The sequence below is a fragment of the Fluviicola sp. genome, from assembly GCF_039596395.1.
GTDB lineage: Bacteria > Bacteroidota > Bacteroidia > Flavobacteriales_D > Crocinitomicaceae > Fluviicola.
Map to the genome: position 1 here is coordinate 356,684 of NZ_JBCNJT010000001.1, position 21,499 is coordinate 378,182.

A 21,499-nucleotide genomic window follows, 5' to 3' on the forward strand; every position below is an offset into this window, starting at 1 on the left:
AAAAAAGTTGTATTTTTGCGACATCAAAACTACGCTACACATCTAATCAATAATGTTACATGAAATTGTTTGATTTTTTCAAGTACAAAAAGACGCAAGTCAAAGACAAAGAGCCTCCTATTACATTAGAACCGGGTGTAGATGTCTTTGATAAAATTCAACAGGAATTTATTAGTAAGGCAACCACAAACGCTGAGAAAATCGTACGTGCATTCAATACTAAATACGACGGAGCTTTTGATTATTCGATCCGCAGTTTAAACGTGCTGGATAGTTTAATCGAGGATTTTTCAGATTTTGCAGATCTTTCCGACGAAGAAATGATTGATGATTTTTGCGCACAAGCCGGGTCATACATCCTGGAAGTTGCACGAAGAACTTATGGCGGAGTTTATTTTTGGGAAGACGCTTTGAAGCAGCCCATGCTAAAAACAGGCCTTCCGGAATTTGAAATATCCATTTTGACCTTCGAAAAGGTGAAAAACCGGATCGTTAACGGAGATGAAGACAACATTCCTTATTTTTTCAAAGGATATTCGGAATGCGTTCGCAGGGCAGAAAAAGGCAATGTGGTAATATTTGTATAGTTCAAATGTTTCAGCCGGGGCTGATTCAAATGAGATTTACTTCAAAACGTTGAACTCTTTAAACTTTTTGAACCTTCTAAGCTTGGGACGAAGAAGATTTGAACTCTTTTTGAACCCCCTTTTAACCAATCAGTTATTCACCGGTTTTTTCTTCTTCCCGTAAAACTTTCTCTTATTGCGGTTTTTGTTTTTCCCGTTTCCGTTAGAAGGACCGTTTGAAGCCTTCCACTCCGGAACAGGCCCGAATGCTTCCGGAAGTGTTACCCGTTGGATTTCCATTTCGATCAACCGTTCGATGCGCGATAATTTCGGCATGTCTTTCTGATTGATTAGGGTAAATGCTTCTCCTTTGGTATTGGCGCGTGCCGTTCTCCCGATACGGTGTACATAATCCTCAGCGTCTCTCGGAGCATCGTAATTGATTACCAGGTTGATTTCCTTGATATCGATTCCACGGCTCATCACATCTGTTGCAACTAAAATACGCGTACGCTTGGAACGGAAACCTCTCAAAACTTCTTCACGCTCTTCCTGTTCCAGGTTCGAAGAAACACCCTGCGTATTTTTATACCCGGCTTTTCGAAGTGCATAAACGATTTCGTGAACCTTGCTTTTGGCAGAAGTAAAGATGATGATACTGTCGTAATTGGCCCGTTCTTTCAGGATAAAATCAAGCACCGCATTTTTTTGTTCGTCAAAACAAAGAATCACATGTTGTGTTACTCCCGCCGCAGGTTTTGAAATAGAAAGGGCAATTTCCTTCGGATGGATCAGGATTTTGGACGCCAGGTTCTTGATCTTTGCCGGCATTGTAGCACTGAAAAGCAGCGTTTGACGCTTTTTGGGAAGATGGGAAATGATGCGCTCAATGTCATCGGAGAATCCCATATCCAGCATTTTATCCGCTTCATCCAGGATCAGGTGTTCCAATTGCGAAAAATCAACATATCCCTGCATCATGTGGGATAACAATTTTCCGGGAGTGGCAACAATAATATCTGTTCCTTCAACCAGGGCACTTTTTTGTTCCTCCCAGCGTGCACCGTCACCACCACCGTAAATGGCAGTTGATCCCACTGAAACAAAATAAGACAATCCTTGAATTTCCTGTTCTATCTGTATGGCAAGTTCCCGTGTAGGGACCAATATTAACGTATTGATGGATGCGTCTTCCTTCCCGGTCAGCTTGTGCAGGATCGGCAGAATGAAAGCAGCAGTTTTTCCCGTTCCCGTTTGGGCACAAGCCAATAGGTCGTGATTAGCAAGTACTTCAGGGATGGAAAATTGTTGGATTGGAGTTGCATTTTCGAAGCCCATGTGATGGATGGCTTCAAGGACCAAATCATTTAATCCTAATTCATTGAATTTCATAAAGACAAAGTTAGTTATTCTTATTGAAGAAGAAATGCTTTTAGATAATAAGATGGTTTCTTAATAAAATGTTAAAAAAGATTCTTCAAGCAACTAAATAGTTACTATATCCGTTTAGTCTTCATAGATTTGCGTTATGAAGAAAAAAAATGCGGGTGCAAAGTTTTCCCTGAGCCTAACAGGTGTTTTTGCATCAATTGATAGTACATCCAGATTCATTTGTATGAAAGCTCTGCCTTTAATCCTCTTGCTGATTAGTTTTACGAATAGTTCCGACGCCCAGATCGCTTCGGATAATCTGAGCTGGGTTCCCACAAGTTCGGTTACTTCCGCAACAAGCCCGTCTTTTAATACCTGTAATGGTCCGGTTAGCTACACCATTACTTCGACGCTTGGTTTCAGGAATATTTCCGCAGCGGGTGATCCGAATTATACTACAGGAATGGTAACTCCGGCAGCAATTTTTGATCCGTCTACAACGATTCCTATGACGATTACCTTCTCGCAAACAGTGTGCAATATACGTATCCGGTTTGTTGATCTGGATGGTGCTCAAAATGAGTATCTCAATGCAATTTCTCCGGCATACAGCGGTCTGATCGATGAGGTTGGGAACTTTTCTGACCCGGGAGGTTCTACACAGGTAAATACGAATATCGATAATTCAAGTGGCTGGGTTGAATGGAACGGGCCAATTTCCAGTATTTCCTTCAATTACAATCGTCCCGGACCGGGTTGCGGTTTGATTATTGATTCCATGATCTTTGAATGTTGTTCAACTTCACCGTGCAGTCAGTTTCCTCCATTGAATCTTGGGAATGACACCACGCTTTGTCAGGGTGCATCCATCACGTACACGGTTCCTGCCGGATATGATACCTACAACTGGAATATCGCACCGGGGAACCAGTCTAGTGTTACGATTACTTCACCGACCACTTTGGTACTGAATGTTGCAAATTATACACAAAACCTGGTAGTGAACGGAGACTTTGAAGCCGGAAATACCGGATTCACAACCGGATATGGTCCGGGGACCGGCGGAAGTTTCGGATTATTGACGAATCCGAGTACCTATGCCATCACTACGAATCCCAACAGTGTTCACAATAATTTCGTGAATTGTGCGGATGTGACAACAACAGGGCCCGGAAACATGATGGTGGTAAACGGTTCCACTGTGCCGAATACAACTGTTTGGTCGCAATCAATTACGGTAGATCCGAATACGAATTATTCCTTTTCTGCCTGGGTAACCAGTGTGGAAAACATTACTCAGCCAAACGTGGCAATTTTGCAGTTCTTCATTGATGGAGTTCAGATCGGGCCAGTATTCAGTCCGACGTTAAACGGGTGTGACTGGCAGCAGTTTATTCAAACCTGGAATTCCGGAGCGAATACTTCCGCTACCATCAGTATCGTGGCGCAGGTATCCAGCGGAAACAATGACTTTGCACTCGATAACATTACTTTTAATACGGTTTGCCCGCAAACGGACACGATTGTGATTTCGTACGATTCGTCAAGCATCAGTGCCGGGCCGAACATTACTTTCTGTGCGAACGAGCCTCAAACGGTTACTGCAACTGCTAATTTTGCCAACCCGAATTTTACCTGGGTTTCCGGACAAACGGGAGCAACAATTGCTCCGATCGTTTCAGGAAGTTATGTGGTACAAGCTGTATCTCCTAACGGATGTAACCTGAAAGATACCGTAGCAGTAACTGTTAAAGCGATGCCATGGGATTTTGATACGGTTGCTCAGATCCCTTCCGATTGCGGAACAAACAACGGGGCGGTTTACGTCTTGATGAACGGAACGTTTAACGGGAACCAACCGATTTATACCTGGAGTGGTCCGGGAGCGAATAATCCGAACCAGATCAATGCTTCCGTATGGCAGAATTTATCTCCGGGATGGTATTACATTGATGTGGAAAGTAATGGTTGCCACAGAAACGATTCCATATTGGTAGTTCCGTTGAATCCACCTGTGGCTAACGTTTCTGCCAATCCAACTTCCGGTTACGGGCCATTGTCTGTCACCTTTACAAACGGAAGTACCAACTCGAATACTTTTGACTGGTATTTTGGAAATGGAAACAGTACCACGACAACGGATCTTTCCTCTCAGAACCAGGTATACGATTCAGTGGGAACTTATTTGGTAACACTGGTAGCAATCAACGGAAGCTGTACGGACACTGCTTTTGTAAATGTCACCGTACTTCCTCCTCCGGTTCCGCCGGTTATTCCTCCGGTAGTGCCGGTAGATCTGAAAACTCCGAACATCTTCACACCGAACGGGGATAACGTAAATGACTTCTTCACATTCGAATTGCTGAACATCAAATCACTGGATGTAACGATTGTGAACCGCTGGGGGAACCCGGTTTATACTTCCAGTGCGATTCCATTTATCTGGAACGGAAAAGATGCAGCCGGCAATATGATGGACGACGGAGTGTACTTCTACAAATACACTGCAAAAGGAGCTCAGGACGAACCGTTCGAAGGACAAGGGTTTGTGCAGCTGATCAGATAAAAAACAAATGTAAAAGATATACGATGGCGGGCTTGGATTATTTCCGGGCCCGCCATTCTTTTAAGGTCAATTCTTCATCTTCTGCCACATCGTAATAATAGATGCTGTTGTCGGGATAAATGCGGAATTCAAAATAAGTTGCCAAAGCCTCACCGTTGTCCTCCGAAATGGAAATGCCGTAGTATTCCTGGTCATCAGACGGTTCGGAAGAGATACGGCCTACCAGGTGGCGTTTTCCCTTCGATTCACGTTCTACTTTATCGGATAAAGCCTGCACTTCCGGAAGTTTCCAGATTTCGTCAATGAGCTTGTCTTCCGTTTTGGTTATTTTAACATGGGTATCTTTTTTCGGCTTGGGAGCTTCGGCTTCTGTTTCCACCTTCGTTCCGTCAACGCTTTTCTCTGTCTCAACAGGAGCTACAGGAACTTCGGTTTCTTCCGGCGTGTCGCCACATGAAAACAGAAGGGTCGTAAAAAGAATTGCTGCTATCGGTTTGTAATTTTTCATGAAAACAAGTTAATTATAATTCCGTATATTTAGTAATAATTTTAACACCTGTTATATGAAAATAGTAGTCGGATTATTAGCATGTTTTATCAGTTCATTCAGTTTCGGACAAGTTGCATTGGCGATGCCGGAATACAACGTTGTGTACCGTGGATACGACAATAAGTTTGAAATCGGAGCAGGAGCGGATACCCGTTTTATCGTTTTGGAAAGTACACAGGCTGAAGTTTTCAGAGGAGATTCCTGTTTTTATGTCAGACCGAACGGGCCTGAGAAAACCATTACGGTGACGATGAAAAACCTGAAGGAAAATAAGGTGTTGAAAACGTACGAATTCCGCGTGTTGAATATGCCCGTTCCTTCTGTTTATGTGGGAAGTGCTCTGGAAGGAACAACAGTTGTTACCCTGGATAATGCAGATGTTCGTGTAGGCTACGAAGAAACTGCCGTGCTGCAGAGCGCCGGATTTGACGTGATCAGTTATGAAGTGACTTCCGTTTCCATTGCAAACCCGCTTCCTTCCATTACAGGATCGAAAATTACCCCGGAAGTCATCGAAGCGCTGCGAAAAGCAAAAGAAGCAAGCAAAGGAAAACCGATTACGTTCAACCTGGTCGTTCAGGCGAAAGGAAAAGATGGACTGATCCGTAAAAGAACCGCGGCGTTTATTTATTAAAGGTTAAAAGTTCCAGGAGTTCAAAAGTTCCAATACTGTTAAACTTTTGAACCCTTTGAACTTGTTTTGAACTTTATGAGGTTTCGGTGAAGTTTTGTTAACTTTGCGGCATGATTCCCGGATTTACTCGCTTTACAGCCCTTTTTGTATTCCTTTTTTTGCTTTTTAGCTGTCAGACAGAAACCATGTCAACTAAAAAAGCAGGCTCTCAAAAGGCGTCCGGTGAGTTTCGGTTTCCGAAGTTCAATCCGGTTCCGAAATCTTTTGTTCCGCATTATTACGATAGTATCAGTCAGTTTTACCGCGATCGCATTGCACCCGATTTCAACGGAATGTTCCTGGTGGCAAAAAACGGTGAAATTGTCTATGAACGCTACAAAGGAATGGCGAATCATCAGTTCAATCGACGGGTGGACAAACACACACCGCTGCATGTTGCCTCTATTTCCAAAGTCGTTACAGCGATGGTGATCTGCAAATTGGCGGATTCAAACCTCGTGGTGCTCGATAAGGACATTCGTTCGTATTTGCCGGAAATCATGTATGAAGGAATTACAGTAAGGATGTTGCTGAATCACCGCAGCGGAATTCCTTATTACGGTTATTTTCCGTATTCCATCTGGCCGGCAAACAAAAACCTGACCAACCAAAAGATTGTCCAGTTGCTGAATGCGTATAAAATGCCTTTGTATTTCCCTCCGAATTCACAGTTTTCCTATTGCAATACAAATTATGCGCTATTGGCATTGATAGCAGAACGAATTACACATAAAAAGTTTCCCGCGTTGGCGAAGAAAATGATCTTCGATCCCTTGAAAATGACCGACTCGTTTATCAATGACGGATCGCAGAATTCAGATTCGCTCGCAAGATCCTACGATTCGCGAAACAGATTGGAGCCGTTTACAAACCTGGACGGCGTTTATGGAGATAAGAATTTATACACCACCGCAAGGGATTTGCTGAAACTGGATAAAGCGACTTATTCCAACGCTTTTTTAAGTGATTCGATCAAGAAACAGATTTTCAGAGGTTACAGCTACGAACACAAAGGAAAAAGCAATTACGGCCTGGGATACCGCATGCGAGAAGACAAGGGAAAATCAACCTTGTTCTTTCACACCGGATGGTGGCATGGAAATACCGGATGTTATGCTTCACTCAGACAGGACACCATTTGCATGGTCATCATATCAAACCATTATACTAAAAAGGTTTTCAGTATCAATCATTTGTCCGTTTTGTTCGGGAATTATCCTTACGAGCCATTGATCGACACGAAAGAAAATTTCATCAAACCGAATGCAGCTATCCGGCAAATGGATGAAGCTGTGCGGAAAAAGAAGAAACCATGAGTTCGGAATCGGGTCAAATGTGTTATTGCTGCAGTCAAAAAAGCTTCGAGGCATGCTGCGAACCTTTTCTGCTGGGAACTGCTTTTCCTGCAACTGCTGAAGAATTGATGCGTTCCCGTTATTCGGCCTACGTGACGAAAAATGTTCCGTACATCATGGAAACGACTTCCCCGAAATTCCGGAAATATTACAGTGCAAAATCCATCCTGGAATGGGCAGCTTCCAGTACATGGATCAGTTTGGAAATACTTTCTGCTTCCGAAAAACGCGTCAAATTTGTGGCAACTTACCTGGATGGGAATGGGGAATTAACACGTCATACCGAAGATTCCAGGTTTGAGAAAATAGGAGACCGCTGGTATTTCAGGGACGGAAATTAATTCAAAATTCAAAAAATTGTGATTAGCAAAATTAGATATGTTGATCTGCTCGAATCCGATAATTCGTAATCCGGCATTCGCAATTGGGAATTATTTAAACAATTCTTTCAAAACCCGGCCTTTCCCGGTTGGTACGGAGAAATGCAGGATTTCGGAGATCGTTTTGCTGATATCCAATTGCTCTGCGCACTCTTTGGATTCTACGTTCTTCTTGAAATCGGGGCCCATGGCCAGTAAACTGATGTGTCTGCATCCTTCACAGTTATCGCCGTGGCTGATGTATCCATCCTTGTGTCCGTCCAAATGACGGCCGTGATCGTTGGTAATGATCAAAGCAGTTTTGTCTTTCAATTTCTCATTCGACTGGATCATGTTCCACAACTGGAAAGCATAATCGTCGCATTTTTGGATGGATTTCAGGTACATGTCCCATTGCTTCGAATGCGCGTAGGCATCGGCTGCCAATAAGTTGATCAGCATCAGATGCGGCGGGTTATTCCCTGAAAGCAATTCGGTCACTTTATCAAATGTTTCCTGGTCTGAAGTGTAATCGGCCCCGTTTCCGTGCAATCCGCAGTACGTTTCCGGTTTGTACACATTCCACCATTTCTTGTAGTTCGTATTTCCAAGCACTTCCAGTTTTCCCTTGCTGGAAACCACCCATGCGTCCGATTTAGGAACTCCTTTTTCCCGCAGGTAGTATTGGAACATGGTTGGATACTTGGGCAATTGTTTTCCGGCATTTGAAAGACGCTGGTATCTTCCTGTAATAATCGCCGAATGCCCGGAAATGGTGTAAGTAGGTCCGTTATTCCGGAAATTGCTCAGCAATACGCCTTCTTTTTTGAGTTCATTTCCAAGATGCGGGATGTATTGATAAGTCGTGTCGCCAAATGTTTCCGTATAGCGGGGCCCGTCAATAATCAGCACAAAAACGTATTCCGTATGGTATTTTACGGGTTGCTCCTCAGGCAGTCTGTTGAAATCGAAAGAGGAGGTAAGGATTACTCCAACTGCGATTACCACTGAAAGTAACAATTTAGCCATGTTTCACTTTGAAGCCATAAAGTTACTTTTTTAAATGAAATAGAACGATTGTGAAATATTAGCATTCTAAAATAAACCCAATTTTGTAACGTTTCTTAATTTTAGAATTCTAAACTGAGAGACTTCTGCTTATGGTAAGCTTTTTCGGGATTAAATTTTTAATTCATTGCGTAAGATTTCTATTTTCAAATAGGGAAAAAGATCATTCCTTTTTTGTATCTTACTATTCATTAATTTCAAATCCGGTTCAAAAGATTCCTTTCAAATTTACTCTACAATTTTTGCCGCAATTTTAACTAAGGAGATTACAACTATTTATTTCGATGACTATGAAGAACAAGAGAGTATTAATAATTGATGACGAAGTCGATGCTAGGCGTGTTATCTCTAAATACTTGGAGCGCTATTTTCCAAATTTCCAGGTTCTCGGAGAAGCAGATTCATTTAAATCTGCTGTACAACTAATCAATGAAACAGAAGCTGACCTGATATTCATCGATATCAATTTGGGTGATGGTACGGGGTTCGATGTACTGGATGAAAGCGATGCTTTTGCTGCCCAGATTATTTTTACGACTGCTTTTGATCAATATGCCGTGAAAGCTTTCAGGTACCAGGCTTTGGATTATCTGATGAAACCGATCGATTCGGAATTATTTGTGGAAGCGGTCAACCAGGCATTGGATAAAGTGCGTGAAAGACGTTCCATGAGTGCCGACCAAATTATGATTTCATACGGGAACGGAGAGCGTAAAATTTCCATTCCCACAGCAGACGGAATGTGTTTCGTGCGCCTGGATTCTATTGTGTCGTTTGAAGCAGACAGTTCTTATTGCAAAGTTTTCCTCGATGACGGAAAGGAAATCCTGGTTTCCAAACCTCTTAAATTCTTCGATGATAAATTAAAAGTGAATGTCAACTTTATTCGTCCGCATAAATCATTTATTGTCAACATGAAATTTGTGGAAGAATACCTCAAAGAAGAAGGCGGTTACATCAAGATGAAAAACGGCTTGAAAATCCCGATCTCACGCCAGAAGAAAGAAGATGTGATCCGCGATCTGCAAACGCATTTTTTGTAAAATATTTTTGGCATTCTGGTAGGGACGCGACGCATCGCGTCCCCACTGGCCAAAAATATTTTAAGGGATCAATTTCTTATAATCTCCGGTAAATAAGGATACATTCAATACTGCGGTTCTGAGGTTGAACTCCGAAGTCAGTTGCCTGTTCTTTGCCTGGATGATAGAGAACTGGATTTCGCGCAATTCAAATTGTGTCAATGAACCGTTTTCAAAGGATTTTTGAGCGATCTCAAACATTTCAGTGGTATTCACTATTGAACTGTTCTCCAAACGGTACATTCTTTCTGAAAAAGTGTAATCCTGCCAAGCTTTGTCCACTTCCGTCTTAATGGTTTGTTCCTGTTTTTCAACGGCATATTCGGCATTTTCTTTCTGAAGTTTGTTATTCTTCACGTTAGTCACGTTGGATAGACCGTCGAGAATGGTCCAACTCAACGTGAGCCCGATTCCCGGACCTAAACTGCGGTTGGAAGAGAGCACGCCAACTTCGCTTTTGGAAATTGTAGCTGCATATTGGGTATAGAACGACAATTGCGGATAGTAACGGCTTTGCAGTTCTTTTCGCTGCTGATCAATAATAGCGATCTGGCTTTTCTGAACCAGCAAACTGGTGTTTTGAGCGAGTGCGTTTTCCAAAATAGTGGTTTTGTCCAGCGCCTGAATGACCGGAATATTATCGTCTACATCGAAGGATGTTTCGCCGGCTTCTCCCATCACCATAGCCAAATCCACTTTCATTTTACTGATGAGGTTTAAATGGCCCAGGTAATTCGAACTGTCGGTATTGAGATCCAATTTTGCCTGGAGTAACTCCAGATCACTGGCAGCGCCGTTTTTGGATCGCAGCAGGATGAGTTCGTAACGCTCTTTGGATAATTGAATGGCTTCCTCATAGACGACCTGCATGCGTTTGTAATATTGTAAACTGTAGTACAAAACGGAAGCCTGGTAGATCGACATTTCCATCTGTGCGGTAAGATTCACGGTTGCCAGGTCTTCCTGCAATTGCAGGCGTTTATCCCGTGCAAACATTGCAAAACCATCAAAGAAAGTCCAGTTCAGGCGGGCAGAAGCTACCAATGAGTTGTTGTTTGCTCCTTTCTTTTCATTCACCTGTCCGGAATAAAATTCCTGACGCGTATTGGTGGTTGTCCAGTTCTGATCGGCATTTATAGCAATTGTCGGGAGATACCCTGCCGCACCGACATTGTTCGAATTATCGGCCATTTGGACATTGTTGCGCTGGATCAATACATCGAAATTCTTTTCCAGCGTGCGTTTGATAACCTCCTCCAGGGAGAGTACCTGCTGGGAAAAAGCGTTGGTGCTGAAAAAAATAAGGAAGACAAGAATGCTGTTTTTCATGGCTTTACTTTCAATTTTTTGGATGTCAGGTAGACGTATAATCCCGGTATCACGAACAGTGTAAGAATCAGGGAGAATGCCAAACCACCTACAATGGTAATACCCATGGAAACCCGGCTGGTTGCCGCATCACCCAGTGCCAGTGCAATCGGAAGTGCTCCCAGGATAGTTGCCAGGGTGGTCATCAAAATAGGCCGGAAACGCTGAGCCGCGGCTTCTATGATCGCATCACGGATGTTAAATCCTTCCTCACGTTTTTGGTTTGCAAACTCCACGATCAGGATTCCATTCTTAACGACCAAACCAACCAATACAATGACACCGATCTGGGAAAAGATATTGAGTGTTTGATCGGTAATCCACAAGGAAAGGAATGCTCCTGCCAGAGCCAGGAAAATAGTGATCATGATAATGACCGGATCACTGAAACTTTCAAATTGTGCTGCCAGAATGAGGTAAATGAGTACCAGGGCCAGTATAAAAGCGAAAATGATGCTGTTACCGCTTTCTGCGAATTCCTTGGATGTTCCTGCCAAACTGTGGGAGAAACTTTCCGGAAGTACTTCTGCAGCAACTTTATCCATTGCCCGTATTCCGTCGCCAATCGTAAATCCATCATTGGGCTGTGCAGAAACAGTTGCTGAAATGTAGCGGTTATACCGGTAAAGCTGTGGCGGGCTCGATTCATTGGAAAGCTTAACCACGTTGTCTATCGGAATCAGATTTCCCTGGTCGGTACGAACCTGCACAGTACTTAAGTCGGCCGGATCATTTCTTTTATCCCGGTTTGCCTGGCCGATTACCTGGTATTGTTTACCATTCAAAACGAAATAACCGTAACGTTGCCCCGAAAAATAAAGTTGCAGGGTGGAAGCAATCTCTTTTACATCTACGCCCAGGCTGGAGGCTTTGTCGCGGTCGATCTCGACCTGCAATTCAGGTTTGTTGAATTTTAAATCCACATCAACCATTTTAAAAGCAGGATCTGCACTTGCCTTTTCTAAAAACTTCGGAAGGATCTCTTTCATCTGATCGAAGTTCGGGGCCTGGATAACATATTGGACCGGAAATCCTGCCTGGCGTCCACCACCGATCGTTTGCTCCTGGATGATCATGTTCTTCGCAAAGTTGTAGGATCCCAAAACCGGAGTGAGCGCATTGACAATTTCTTCCTGCGTGCGTTTCCGTTCTTTTCCCGGTACGAGGTTTACCCGGATAAAAGAGGTATTTACGGCATTGGAAGAGAAATTCGGAGAAGTTACAGCGATGATATTGTCTTTTTCCGGCATCGTATCGATTAAACTGATCAATTGCTGCTGGTGTGCGTCCATGCGTTCGAAAGAAGTTCCTTCGGGGGCAGTGGAGCGGATTTGAAACCGCCCCTTGTCTTCCATAGGAGCAAGTTCGGACTGTAAGCTCAGGAACGTCCAGATGATGATCCCGATACACGTTAGTGTCAGGATGAATGCGATCCACGCCCGTTTCATAAAACGGGTAAGGCCGTTTCGGTAACCTGACATCAATTTATCCAGCCATACTTCCGTCATTTTGTAAAAACGTGAATGCCGTTCCTTCTTTTTCAATAAACGGGAACTCATCATTGGCGTCAGTGTCAATGAAATAAAAGCGGAAATGATCACCGATCCCGCAACCACGATCCCGAATTCACGGAATAAACGACCCGTTAATCCCTGCAGGAAAATAACCGGTAAAAACACTACGGAAAGTGTGATGGTTGTGGAAATAATGGCGAAGAAAATTTCAGCGGAACCTTTGTGCGCGGCTTCTTTCGGATCTTCTCCTTTCTCCACGCGCGAGTAAATGTTTTCCATCACTACAATTGCATCATCAACAACTAATCCGGTAGCAAGAACAATTCCCAGGAGTGTCAGTAAGTTGATGGAGAAGTTGGAAATGTACATGATGAAAAACGTCCCGATCAAAGAAATGGGAATCGCAATAATGGGAATGAGCGTTGTGCGCCAGTCACGCAGGAACAGGAAAATAATGACAACTACCAAACCGAAGGCTATCAAAATAGTCTCTTCTACTTCTGAAATGGATTTACGGATGTTTTGTGTGGCATCCAAAGCTACTCCTAAACGCACATCAGCCGGAAGTTCTTTTTTGATCTGATCGATCTTCTTGTAAATTTCATCAACTATTTCAATGTAATTTGCCCCGGGTTGCGGATTCACAGCAATACCGATCATCGGAGTTCCGTGATTTCCGCGAAGCAATGTACGCTCGTTTTCGGGAGAAAGAACAGCCTGGCCGATGTCTTTTAAACGAATGATCTGCGTTCCTTTCCTGGCAATAATCATGTTGTTGAATTCTTCCTCCGTGGAAAGCCTTCCGAATGTGCGAATCGTAAGTTCGACAGAGTTTCCTTCAATACGTCCGGATGGTAATTCGACATTTTGATTTGTCAGGGCATTCTGAACTTCGAAAGGAGTGATATTCATACCTGCCATTTTCTCCGGGTCGAGGTTGAGTTTCATGGAAAACTTCTTTTCTCCCCAGATGCGGATTTCGGAAATTCCTTTGACCGTCTGAAGGCGCTCTTTAAAGACGTTATTCCCCAAATCAGACAGTTCCAGCAAGGATTTTTTATCGGACTGAACAGTCAGCGAGAAAATGGTTTCGGCATTGGCATCTGATTTTACGACCACAGGCGGATCAGCGTCCTGGGGAAGGTTTCGGATTGCTCCGGATACTTTGTCGCGAACGTCGTTTGCCGCCGCATCGAGGTCTACACTCAAATCAAATTCCACCGTAATGGAACTTCTTCCGTCTGAACTGGTGGAACTTACGGTCCGGATCCCGGAAATACCGTTAATGGCTTCTTCCAGTGGTTCGGTAATCTGTGACTCGATCACATCCGGGTTTGCTCCGGTGTAATTGGTTGTAACGGTAATGATTGGCGGATCAACGGAAGGAAACTCGCGAACTCCCAGGAACAGGAACCCGATCACCCCGAAAAGAACCACGATGATCGAAAGTACAGAGGCCAGTACCGGCCTGTTGATACTTAGGGACGCGATATTCATTGGCCGGCGATTTTAGTTTTCACAGCTGATCCTGCTTTCACAGCCAGCAATCCGGAAATCAGCACCTGGTCGCCTTCTTTCAAATTCCCGATTACCTGTACTTTATCCGGCGTTCTGATGCCTATTTCAACAGGGATTTCTTCTACCAATCCGTTCCGTACAACGAATACCTTTTGGCCTTTCAAGATCGGAACAACGCTTTCTGTCGGAACCATGAATGCATTTTCTTCTTTGCCCATGTCGTAATTGATCGAAACAAAAGATCCTGCAATAAGCCCACCGGGGTTGGGAAGAGAAGCACGAACAGTCATCATTCGTGTTCCTTCGTCTATGCGCGGTTCGAAAGCATACACTTTCCCGGAATACGACTTGGAATCACCGTCTGTTTTGAATTTGATGATCTGCCCGATCCGGACATTCCGTGCATACTTTTCAGGTACGGAGAATTCGATCTTGACAGGATTTTCCTGTACAATAGAAGTAATCAGGGTGCTGGAAGAAATAAAAGCTCCTTCACTCACATGCCTCAAGCCGATTTTCCCTGAAAAAGGAGCGCGGATCGTTGCTTTGGAGATCTGAACGTTTAACAGATCCAATTTCGCTTGGGCATCTGCAAGTGCCGATTGGGAAACTTCGTAATCCTGCAAACTGATTCCTTTTGACTGGTATAAACTTCGTTTTCGTGCTTCGTCTTTTTCCGCCAGGTCCTGTTCTACCAGCAATTGTGCTTTTTGCGCCTTCAGGATGTCGGAATCGACCTGCACAAGAACGGTTCCTTTTGCAACGGTTTGCCCTTCTCTGAATGAAATACGCTGGATTCTTCCGGAAACTTCCGAATAAATATCTACTTGCTCGTTCGGTATCACAGAACCGGGAATGGCTATGGACCGGACAACTTCACCGGCTTTGATCTGAACAACATCCACGGTAATGGTGGGCGCTTTTTGCGCTTTTAAATCCTCTTTTTTCTCTCCGCAGGCGCTCAGGAGAAGGATAAATGCCAGAATCGGTGAAATCTTTGTTGTCATGGGTTTTATTTTCGTTGGATGAAAAAAATTCCGGCAGGTTTATTTCTGCGGGTAAAAAAATTCAAACTGGTCTGCCGGGATATCTTGTGTTTTGGTAACCAGTTCCGACAGAATTAACTGAAAGTTAGCATGTAAAGATGGATCAAGCAAGCTGAAAAAGTATTCATTGGCCTCTTTAATCCCTTTTTCGATTTCCAAAATCCATGGTTCCGCCTTGGCAGTAATGTGAAGCGTGCGTTCCCTGCGGTCTTTGGGGTTGGTTTTCCGCTCGATAAAACCGTCTTTTTGCAAAGCATCAATAATACGCACCATGGAAACTTTATCCATTAAAAGCTGATCTGCCAGTTCCTGCTGATTAATATTTCCGCTGTTCTTGCCGATGAGGTACAAAGGGAAATAATACCGGTCAACAGGAGTGTGTTCCAGGAGCATTGCTACTTTCCCGATATATTGTTTTGTTAGAATGCTGAAAAATCGGCCTAACGGCCATTCTTGTGTATTCATAATCTTTTTTTGGATAGTTAGTAAAGCTAACTAATTACGGGGTAAGTAGTTTTTGATTTAACGAAAAATTGACGAAAATTAGCAGATTCATGTACATTTACATTCCTGTATCAACAAGTTCATCATTTTGATCAAGTATATCCTATATAGCCTTTTTCTGGTTTTCACTGCTGCAAAAGCTCTTTCGCAACAAACAAAAGAGATTTCCTGGGAATACAACTACAAGCATTTTGGGATTAAAAATGGGTTGCCGAGTTCGGAAACTTACCAGGTTTACCAGGACAAATCAGGGTTGTTGTGGGTTTTGACTGACAGGGGAATAGTGCGTTATGACGGATATGAGTTCCATACTTATACGATGGAAAGCGGATTGGCTGACAATGTCAATTTCCGGGTCGTGGAAGATTCGCAGGGAGGTGTCTGGTTTGTCGGGTACAACGGATTGTTGAGTGTTTTCAGGGATGGAAAAATGCAACCCTATCCATACAATCACCTGATTAGGAAGAAGCTCGATACCGCCCAGAATCCAATCATTTCCATGCACGTTAATGAGGATCTTTCCATTGTTTACAGTTCTTTCAAATCGGGAATTTTTACAATCAGTAAAAATGGCCGGTTAAAAGAGTTGCCCTTTCGATCACTAAACGGAGCGTCATTCTGGCAGTTCGGGAATGATTTTCTGCCCCATAGTGCTTTGCACAGAGTCAATGGTCCGGTAAATACCTATTTGATAAGGAATAACCGGAAAATAGTCATCGGTAAGCTTTTTTTTACGATTACAGTCAGGGCTAAGGAACACAAGAAACAGTATTTCGCCCTAGCCAATCACAAAGCTTACATGAATGGTGGGAAACAATTCGAATTGATTCCCGGTACAACTGCTGCAATTGGATTGGATACAGATGAGGAATTCGTATATATCGGATATTACAAGGGAGGAGTGAAAAAATTCCGTTTTGATCGCAGAACCAGAAAGCTGATCCTGGCAGGGCATTACTTAAAAGGTTTTTCAGTGACATCGGCTTGCCGGGATCTGAATGGCACGTTGTGGTTTACCACGCTGGAAAAAGGAATGTTTGCTATTCATGATGAAGCTATCCGGCAGTTATCAATCAATGGCAAACGATTCAACGGTGAAGTCCGGTTCATCAATGGGAATAAAGACAAAGTGGTATTGACTCATTATGTGGGAAAATGGCAGCAGCTTTACCCGCCTTATTTGTGTAAAGATGCAGGAAAAATGCTTGAGAAGTATAATTTACTGCCTTTTGGAAATGGATTTGCCTTTAAAAAAGGGATTGTGGATTGGAGTGACTGGCCTGAAGTGGACGATAGCTATCCGGTAAATCCGGTCTATCAAACTGGAAAGTCACTTGTTGGAAACACGAAGGAAGATACTACCAGGGTTATGGAAATAAGACCTGTGAATACTATTTTGAGGGTTTTGGCGCATACCGGTGGAGACGACAAGCTTAGCAGCGCGTTTCATTGGTATTACATCACTGCGAATAATCAGCTTTTTGAAGTGTATAACCAGGGAGTGTTTGTTTTGGAAATACAGCATAAAAAATTTGGCGACAAACCACGTCCTGTTTTAAAGAAAAGGATCCATTTGATGAAATATAATCCCGTGTGGGGATTGATTGCCTGCTCAAATTCGGAAGGAATATTTACCATAGATACGCATACCGGAAAAGCGAGAGAATTTGCTTCTGATCTGGGATTAGGGAAACAAATTTTAACCTTCTTTTTCGATGAAAAAGACCAATTATGGGTTTCAACACGGAAAGGAATTTTCCTGCTTGTCAGGAAGCATGGAAAGATGTCGGTCAATTCGTTTCTGGATAACAGTCTTTTATCCAGCAGTGAGATCACAGACTTGTATGCGTATAACCAGGTGGTTTACCTGGGAACCAAAGTGGGCGTTCAAAAAATTGAATGGCAGAAAGTAAAAAAAGGATTGAGCGGTTTTCCGTTGGAAGTATTTTCCGCGAGGGGATTTACCAGTAATAAACAGCTTGTCAGAAGCAAGGTTTATCCGGCTAAAACGGATCTGATCAAAATTTCGCTATTCAGTAAAAAACTCGATAAACCTGTCGAATACCGTTACCGTTTTGCTGCAGATGAAACATGGGTCAAATCCAATAAAGGAGAGATTATTTTGAACCATCCAACCAACGGGGATTTTAACCTGGAAGTGGCATGTTTGAACGAAAACGGAAAATGGTCTGCATCCAAAATTTTGTATAGTTTTTCCGTTGAAAAGGTCCTTTTCCTGCGTTGGTATTTTCTATTGCTTTATGCTGTCTTGTTAATTGTTCTGTTTTACATGATCCTGAAATTATCGATTCAATCGGTCAATAAGAAAAACTACATGCTCAACCGGATGATGGAACTGGAACGCATGGCACTTTCTGCTCAAATGAATCCGCACTTTATCTTCAATTCACTGAACTCCATTCACAGTTTCCTGTTGTATGAAGAAAATGAGAATGCCGAAAAATACCTGCTGCGATTCGCCAAATTGATCCGCCAGACGCTTTCCAACTCCAGGGCAACCTACATTACGGTTGAAGAGGAATATGAAACGTTGAAGAATTACATTTTACTGGAAAATATGCGTTTTAAAAATGGGTTTACCTTCCGGATCGAATGTGATTTCAATCAAATGCCTTTAAATCCATGCATTCCGCCGATGCTGATCCAGCCTTACGTTGAAAATGCCATTATTCACGGATTACCGAAACGGACCCAGGGTGCTGAACTACTGATCCGGTTCTACAAAGAAGGTGACCGTCTGAAAGTAATGATCCGGGATAACGGAATCGGTTATAAAGAATCGCAAAGGAACAAGCGGGATACCGGGCATAAATCTTATGGGACACAGATCACGGAAGAGCGGATGAAATCCCTCCAGGAAAGGAACAGGGAAGGTTTCAGTGTGGAGGTAAGTGATGCGGACGAGTCCAATCCGGAATTCCCGGGAACAAAAGTCATTTTGACTATTCCCATTTAAACAGGCTAAAAAAATGAAGAGATACGGAATTCTTTTACATTTGCTGTAAATCTAAATCTCCGGTACTGTTTTGATCAGGTCTTTTTTTTGTGGGTTTCTCTTTCTTGGAATTGCAATTACTGTATTTGCACAAGAAAATCGTATTTCATGGGAATACAACTATGATCATTTTGGAATCAAGAACGGGCTTCCAAGCTCGGAAACGTACCAGGTTCACCAGGATAAGTCAGGACTGTTGTGGATTTTAACAGACAGGGGAGTTGTGCGCTACGACGGATTTCAGTTTAAAACTTACACCACAGAAAATGGATTGTGCGATAATGTCAATTTCCGGATGGTGGAAGGCCTTGATGGAGGAATTTGGTTTATCGGGTTTAATGGACTGTTAAGTGTGTACAAGAAAGGGGAAATGAAGCCCTACCGGTACAATCCGAAAATTCAAAAATCCTTGAAGTCATACAAGTCGGGTAATATAATGATCCATGTAAACCGGGATGGATCGATCATCTATAATTCTTCCGGACGAACAACTGTTAAGATCAGTAAAAAAGGAAGAGTAACTAATTTAATGAAGGAAACGGTGGATGCCGGCTACCTGATGGATTATGGGGGGCAGCTGCTGCTTCAAAAGACCATTACAACGAATGATTTCAAGAAGGTTTTTTTGATCAGAGGGAAGAAGAAAATATTTCTGGGAAAAATCGTTTTCAACCAAACACTTCGGGCAAAAAAACACAAACAGCATTATTTTGTGATTGCCGGATCGAAAGCCTATTTGCATGACGGGTACCAATTTCGTTTGATTTCAGGAAATCAGTCAGTTATCGGTTTAGATACAGATGATCAATACCTTTACATCGGTTTTTACAAGAACGGAGTAAAAAAATACCGGTTCGATCCAAAGACCAAAGAGCTTGTTTTCGTCCGGCATTATTTCCCGAATTACTCTGTAAGTTCAGTGAGCTTAGATCACAATGGGGCTTTGTGGTTTACAACCCTTGAGAACGGAATTTATGTTATTTACGATGAGGCTTTTCAACAGCTTTATATGAATAAGCACAAATTGAACGAAGAGATCCGTTTCGTGAATGGAAACAAAAACAAAATTATCCTCACTTACCATGTAGGTAAATGGCAGCAATTGTATCCCCCTTTTTTACAAAAAGAACAGGGAAGAATAAATCATCAATTCAATATGCTGCCAGCTAATAACGGTTTCATTTTTCACAAGGGAGTTGCGGATTGGAGCGATTGGAAGGACGTAGATGATAGTCATAGTCTGATCCCGCTCTATAAAACAGATACTTCTTTTTTGGGAGTAGATCAGTTTGCAAGGGAAATTGTCGAGGTGGGAAAAAGCACAGTAACCAGGAATGACTTTAGCGAAGTGGTCCGTTCGGGAATAACCGGATCGTTTTACTGGTTCCATTTCTACAGGAAGGATAAGTTGTTTATGTTGTTCGATGACGGGGTGTTTGTTCTTCCAGTTAAAGACGGAAAACTTCAGAAATCGTATCGTCCAGTGCTCTTGAAACGACTGGACCGTTTGATTTACAACCGTGTTTGGGGGCTTCTTGCCTATTCAACAAGTGAAGGAGCTTTTGAAATCAATGAGGAAACGAACAGGGCGGTGCAGTTTGCCCCGGATTTAAATCTGGGAAAACAGATCATCCGCATTTTCTTTGATGAAAAGGACCAGTTATGGTTGGCAAACAAAAAAGGAATATTTCTGCTGGAAAAGAAAAACGGGAAAGCGAAAGTCCTGTTTTTCGTGAATCGTGACCGATTGTCTTCTCCGGAAATTATGGATATGTATGCCTATGAGGATGTGCTTTACCTGGCAACTAAATTCGGTGTTCAGCGGATAAACGTTCCCAAAGTGAAGAAAAAACAATTTACGAATCCGATTTCTTTACTTGAGATAAAAGTATTTGCAAATAACAGGAAATTGGAACGGAATATCGTTTATCCTTCTGAAACGGACCTGATTAAAATCTTTCTGATGAACAAAGGTTTGGATGGCAGTAACCATTATAGGTACCGTTTCGGTGCAAACGAAACATGGAATGTTTCAGATAAAGGAGAAATTGTTCTGAATAATCCATCTGATAAAGTATATGCTTTGGAAGTTTCTTATCTGGATTCGTTTAATCATTGGACGAAACCTGTAAAACTGGGAGTGTTTGAAGTTGAGAAAATCATTTTCCTGCGCTGGTACTTTATCTTGCTTTATATCGGGTTGGTCGTTCTTGTGTTCTATGGAATTTTGAAATATACGGTAAGAGCAGCAAACCGCAAGAGTGAATTGTTGAACCGGATGATGGAGTTGGAACAAATGGCACTTTCTGCTCAAATGAATCCACATTTTATCTTCAATTCATTGAACTCCATTCACAGTTTCCTGTTGTATGAAGAGAATGAGAATGCTGAAAAATACCTGCTGCGATTCGCCAAACTGATCCGCCAGACGCTTTCCAACTCCAGGGCAACCTACATTACGATTGAAGAGGAATATGAAACGTTGAAGAATTACATTTTACTGGAAAACATGCGTTTTAAAAATGGGTTTACCTTCCGGATCGAGTGTGATTTCAATCAATTGCCTTTAAATCCATGCATTCCGCCGATGCTGATCCAGCCTTACGTTGAAAATGCCATCATTCACGGATTACCGAAACGGACCCAGGGTGCTGAACTGCTGATCCGGTTCTACAAAGAAGGTGACCGCCTGAAAGTAATGATCCGGGATAACGGAATCGGTTATAAAGAATCGCAAAGGAACAAGCGGGATACCGGGCATAAATCTTATGGAACACAGATTACGGAAGAGCGGATGAAATCCCTCCAGGAAAGGAACAGGGAAGGTTTTAGTGTGGAGGTAAGTGACGCGGATGAATCCAATCCGGAATTCCCGGGAACAAAAGTCATTTTGACAATTCCTATTTAAACCGGCAAAAAAAATAAAGAGATACGGAATTCTTT

General features: G+C 42.7%; 15 protein-coding genes. 8 read left to right on the top strand and 7 right to left on the bottom strand.

What is annotated here, in order from left to right; translation table 11 throughout:
- The first annotated feature begins 59 nt into the window (after positions 1-59).
- Positions 60-587 carry a hypothetical protein gene (locus ABDW02_RS01385; RefSeq protein ID WP_343631400.1) on the top strand — a complete coding sequence of 176 codons (528 nt, stop codon included), beginning with the start codon at positions 60-62 and terminating at the stop codon, positions 585-587.
- Positions 588-716: 129 nt separating this feature from the next.
- Here ABDW02_RS01385 and ABDW02_RS01390 read toward each other — a convergent pair whose 3' ends face one another.
- Positions 717-1,958 (bottom strand): DEAD/DEAH box helicase, encoded by a 1,242-nt coding sequence (locus ABDW02_RS01390; RefSeq protein WP_343631402.1) that lies wholly within the window; start codon positions 1,956-1,958, stop codon positions 717-719.
- A 223-nt stretch (positions 1,959-2,181) separates the two neighbouring features.
- Between ABDW02_RS01390 and ABDW02_RS01395 the strand changes: the two genes are divergently transcribed.
- Positions 2,182-4,503: a gliding motility-associated C-terminal domain-containing protein gene (locus ABDW02_RS01395; RefSeq protein ID WP_343631404.1), complete on the top strand. Its 2,322-nt coding sequence runs from the start codon at positions 2,182-2,184 to the stop codon at positions 4,501-4,503.
- A 37-nt stretch (positions 4,504-4,540) separates the two neighbouring features.
- Here the strand turns inward: ABDW02_RS01395 and ABDW02_RS01400 are convergent, their stop codons facing one another.
- Entirely contained in the window at positions 4,541-5,011 is a 471-nt protein-coding gene (locus tag ABDW02_RS01400; protein WP_343631406.1) for a hypothetical protein, read from the bottom strand.
- Positions 5,012-5,066: 55 nt separating this feature from the next.
- On the opposite strand from ABDW02_RS01400, the gene ABDW02_RS01405 reads away from it, so the two are divergent.
- The 3 genes from ABDW02_RS01405 (at position 5,067) to ABDW02_RS01415 (ending at position 7,422) form a co-directional block, all read left to right on the top strand.
- Positions 5,067-5,687 carry a hypothetical protein gene (locus ABDW02_RS01405; protein ID WP_343631408.1) on the top strand — a complete coding sequence of 207 codons (621 nt, stop codon included), beginning with the start codon at positions 5,067-5,069 and terminating at the stop codon, positions 5,685-5,687.
- A gap of 185 nt (positions 5,688-5,872) precedes the next feature.
- Positions 5,873-7,042: a serine hydrolase domain-containing protein gene (locus ABDW02_RS01410; protein WP_343631410.1), complete on the top strand. Its 1,170-nt coding sequence runs from the start codon at positions 5,873-5,875 to the stop codon at positions 7,040-7,042.
- On the top strand, positions 7,039-7,422 hold the full coding sequence (locus ABDW02_RS01415) for a YchJ family metal-binding protein (protein WP_343631412.1): 384 nt from the start codon (positions 7,039-7,041) through the stop codon (positions 7,420-7,422). The genes ABDW02_RS01410 and ABDW02_RS01415 overlap by 4 nt, the downstream gene beginning before the upstream one ends.
- 90 nt (positions 7,423-7,512) lie before the next feature.
- On the opposite strand, the gene ABDW02_RS01420 is transcribed toward ABDW02_RS01415, so the two are convergent.
- Positions 7,513-8,469 (bottom strand): sulfatase-like hydrolase/transferase, encoded by a 957-nt coding sequence (locus ABDW02_RS01420; protein ID WP_343631414.1) that lies wholly within the window; start codon positions 8,467-8,469, stop codon positions 7,513-7,515.
- Between the two features lie 329 nt (positions 8,470-8,798).
- Between ABDW02_RS01420 and ABDW02_RS01425 the strand changes: the two genes are divergently transcribed.
- Entirely contained in the window at positions 8,799-9,551 is a 753-nt protein-coding gene (locus tag ABDW02_RS01425) for a LytTR family DNA-binding domain-containing protein (RefSeq protein WP_343631416.1), read from the top strand.
- 60 nt (positions 9,552-9,611) lie between these two features.
- Here the strand turns inward: ABDW02_RS01425 and ABDW02_RS01430 are convergent, their stop codons facing one another.
- From ABDW02_RS01430 to ABDW02_RS01445, 4 genes are read right to left on the bottom strand one after another with little or no spacing between them, the layout of a single operon-like run.
- A complete protein-coding gene (locus ABDW02_RS01430) occupies positions 9,612-10,919 on the bottom strand; it encodes a TolC family protein (RefSeq protein WP_343631418.1) in 1,308 nt (435 codons plus the stop codon).
- On the bottom strand, positions 10,916-13,969 hold the full coding sequence (locus tag ABDW02_RS01435; RefSeq protein ID WP_343631420.1) for an efflux RND transporter permease subunit: 3,054 nt from the start codon (positions 13,967-13,969) through the stop codon (positions 10,916-10,918). Before ABDW02_RS01435 ends, ABDW02_RS01430 begins: the two co-directional genes overlap by 4 nt.
- A complete protein-coding gene (locus ABDW02_RS01440) occupies positions 13,966-14,997 on the bottom strand; it encodes an efflux RND transporter periplasmic adaptor subunit (protein ID WP_343631422.1) in 1,032 nt (343 codons plus the stop codon). The genes ABDW02_RS01435 and ABDW02_RS01440 overlap by 4 nt, the downstream gene beginning before the upstream one ends.
- 39 nt (positions 14,998-15,036) lie before the next feature.
- Positions 15,037-15,501 carry a MarR family transcriptional regulator gene (locus ABDW02_RS01445; RefSeq protein WP_343631424.1) on the bottom strand — a complete coding sequence of 155 codons (465 nt, stop codon included), beginning with the start codon at positions 15,499-15,501 and terminating at the stop codon, positions 15,037-15,039.
- Between the two features lie 127 nt (positions 15,502-15,628).
- Between ABDW02_RS01445 and ABDW02_RS01450 the strand changes: the two genes are divergently transcribed.
- Both ABDW02_RS01450 and ABDW02_RS01455 read left to right on the top strand, forming a co-directional pair.
- The gene (locus tag ABDW02_RS01450; RefSeq protein ID WP_343631426.1) at positions 15,629-18,517 is read left to right on the top strand and encodes a histidine kinase; all 2,889 of its coding nucleotides are present in this window, start codon (positions 15,629-15,631) and stop codon (positions 18,515-18,517) included.
- A gap of 70 nt (positions 18,518-18,587) precedes the next feature.
- Positions 18,588-21,464, top strand: coding sequence for a histidine kinase (locus ABDW02_RS01455; protein WP_343631428.1), 2,877 nt, complete (start codon positions 18,588-18,590; stop codon positions 21,462-21,464).
- Positions 21,465-21,499 lie beyond the last annotated feature (35 nt).

What these genes read in the sequence shown, in the direction of transcription:
- ABDW02_RS01385 (WP_343631400.1), top strand. Translation starts at nt 60, where the DNA reads ATGAAATTGTTTGATTTTTTCAAGTACAAAAAGACGCAAGTCAAAGAC.
- ABDW02_RS01390 (WP_343631402.1), bottom strand. Translation starts at nt 1,958, where the DNA reads ATGAAATTCAATGAATTAGGATTAAATGATTTGGTCCTTGAAGCCATC.
- ABDW02_RS01395 (WP_343631404.1), top strand. Translation starts at nt 2,182, where the DNA reads ATGAAAGCTCTGCCTTTAATCCTCTTGCTGATTAGTTTTACGAATAGT.
- ABDW02_RS01400 (WP_343631406.1), bottom strand. Translation starts at nt 5,011, where the DNA reads ATGAAAAATTACAAACCGATAGCAGCAATTCTTTTTACGACCCTTCTG.
- ABDW02_RS01405 (WP_343631408.1), top strand. Translation starts at nt 5,067, where the DNA reads ATGAAAATAGTAGTCGGATTATTAGCATGTTTTATCAGTTCATTCAGT.
- ABDW02_RS01410 (WP_343631410.1), top strand. Translation starts at nt 5,873, where the DNA reads ATGTCAACTAAAAAAGCAGGCTCTCAAAAGGCGTCCGGTGAGTTTCGG.
- ABDW02_RS01415 (WP_343631412.1), top strand. Translation starts at nt 7,039, where the DNA reads ATGAGTTCGGAATCGGGTCAAATGTGTTATTGCTGCAGTCAAAAAAGC.
- ABDW02_RS01420 (WP_343631414.1), bottom strand. Translation starts at nt 8,469, where the DNA reads ATGGCTAAATTGTTACTTTCAGTGGTAATCGCAGTTGGAGTAATCCTT.
- ABDW02_RS01425 (WP_343631416.1), top strand. Translation starts at nt 8,799, where the DNA reads ATGAAGAACAAGAGAGTATTAATAATTGATGACGAAGTCGATGCTAGG.
- ABDW02_RS01430 (WP_343631418.1), bottom strand. Translation starts at nt 10,919, where the DNA reads ATGAAAAACAGCATTCTTGTCTTCCTTATTTTTTTCAGCACCAACGCT.
- ABDW02_RS01435 (WP_343631420.1), bottom strand. Translation starts at nt 13,969, where the DNA reads ATGAATATCGCGTCCCTAAGTATCAACAGGCCGGTACTGGCCTCTGTA.
- ABDW02_RS01440 (WP_343631422.1), bottom strand. Translation starts at nt 14,997, where the DNA reads ATGACAACAAAGATTTCACCGATTCTGGCATTTATCCTTCTCCTGAGC.
- ABDW02_RS01445 (WP_343631424.1), bottom strand. Translation starts at nt 15,501, where the DNA reads ATGAATACACAAGAATGGCCGTTAGGCCGATTTTTCAGCATTCTAACA.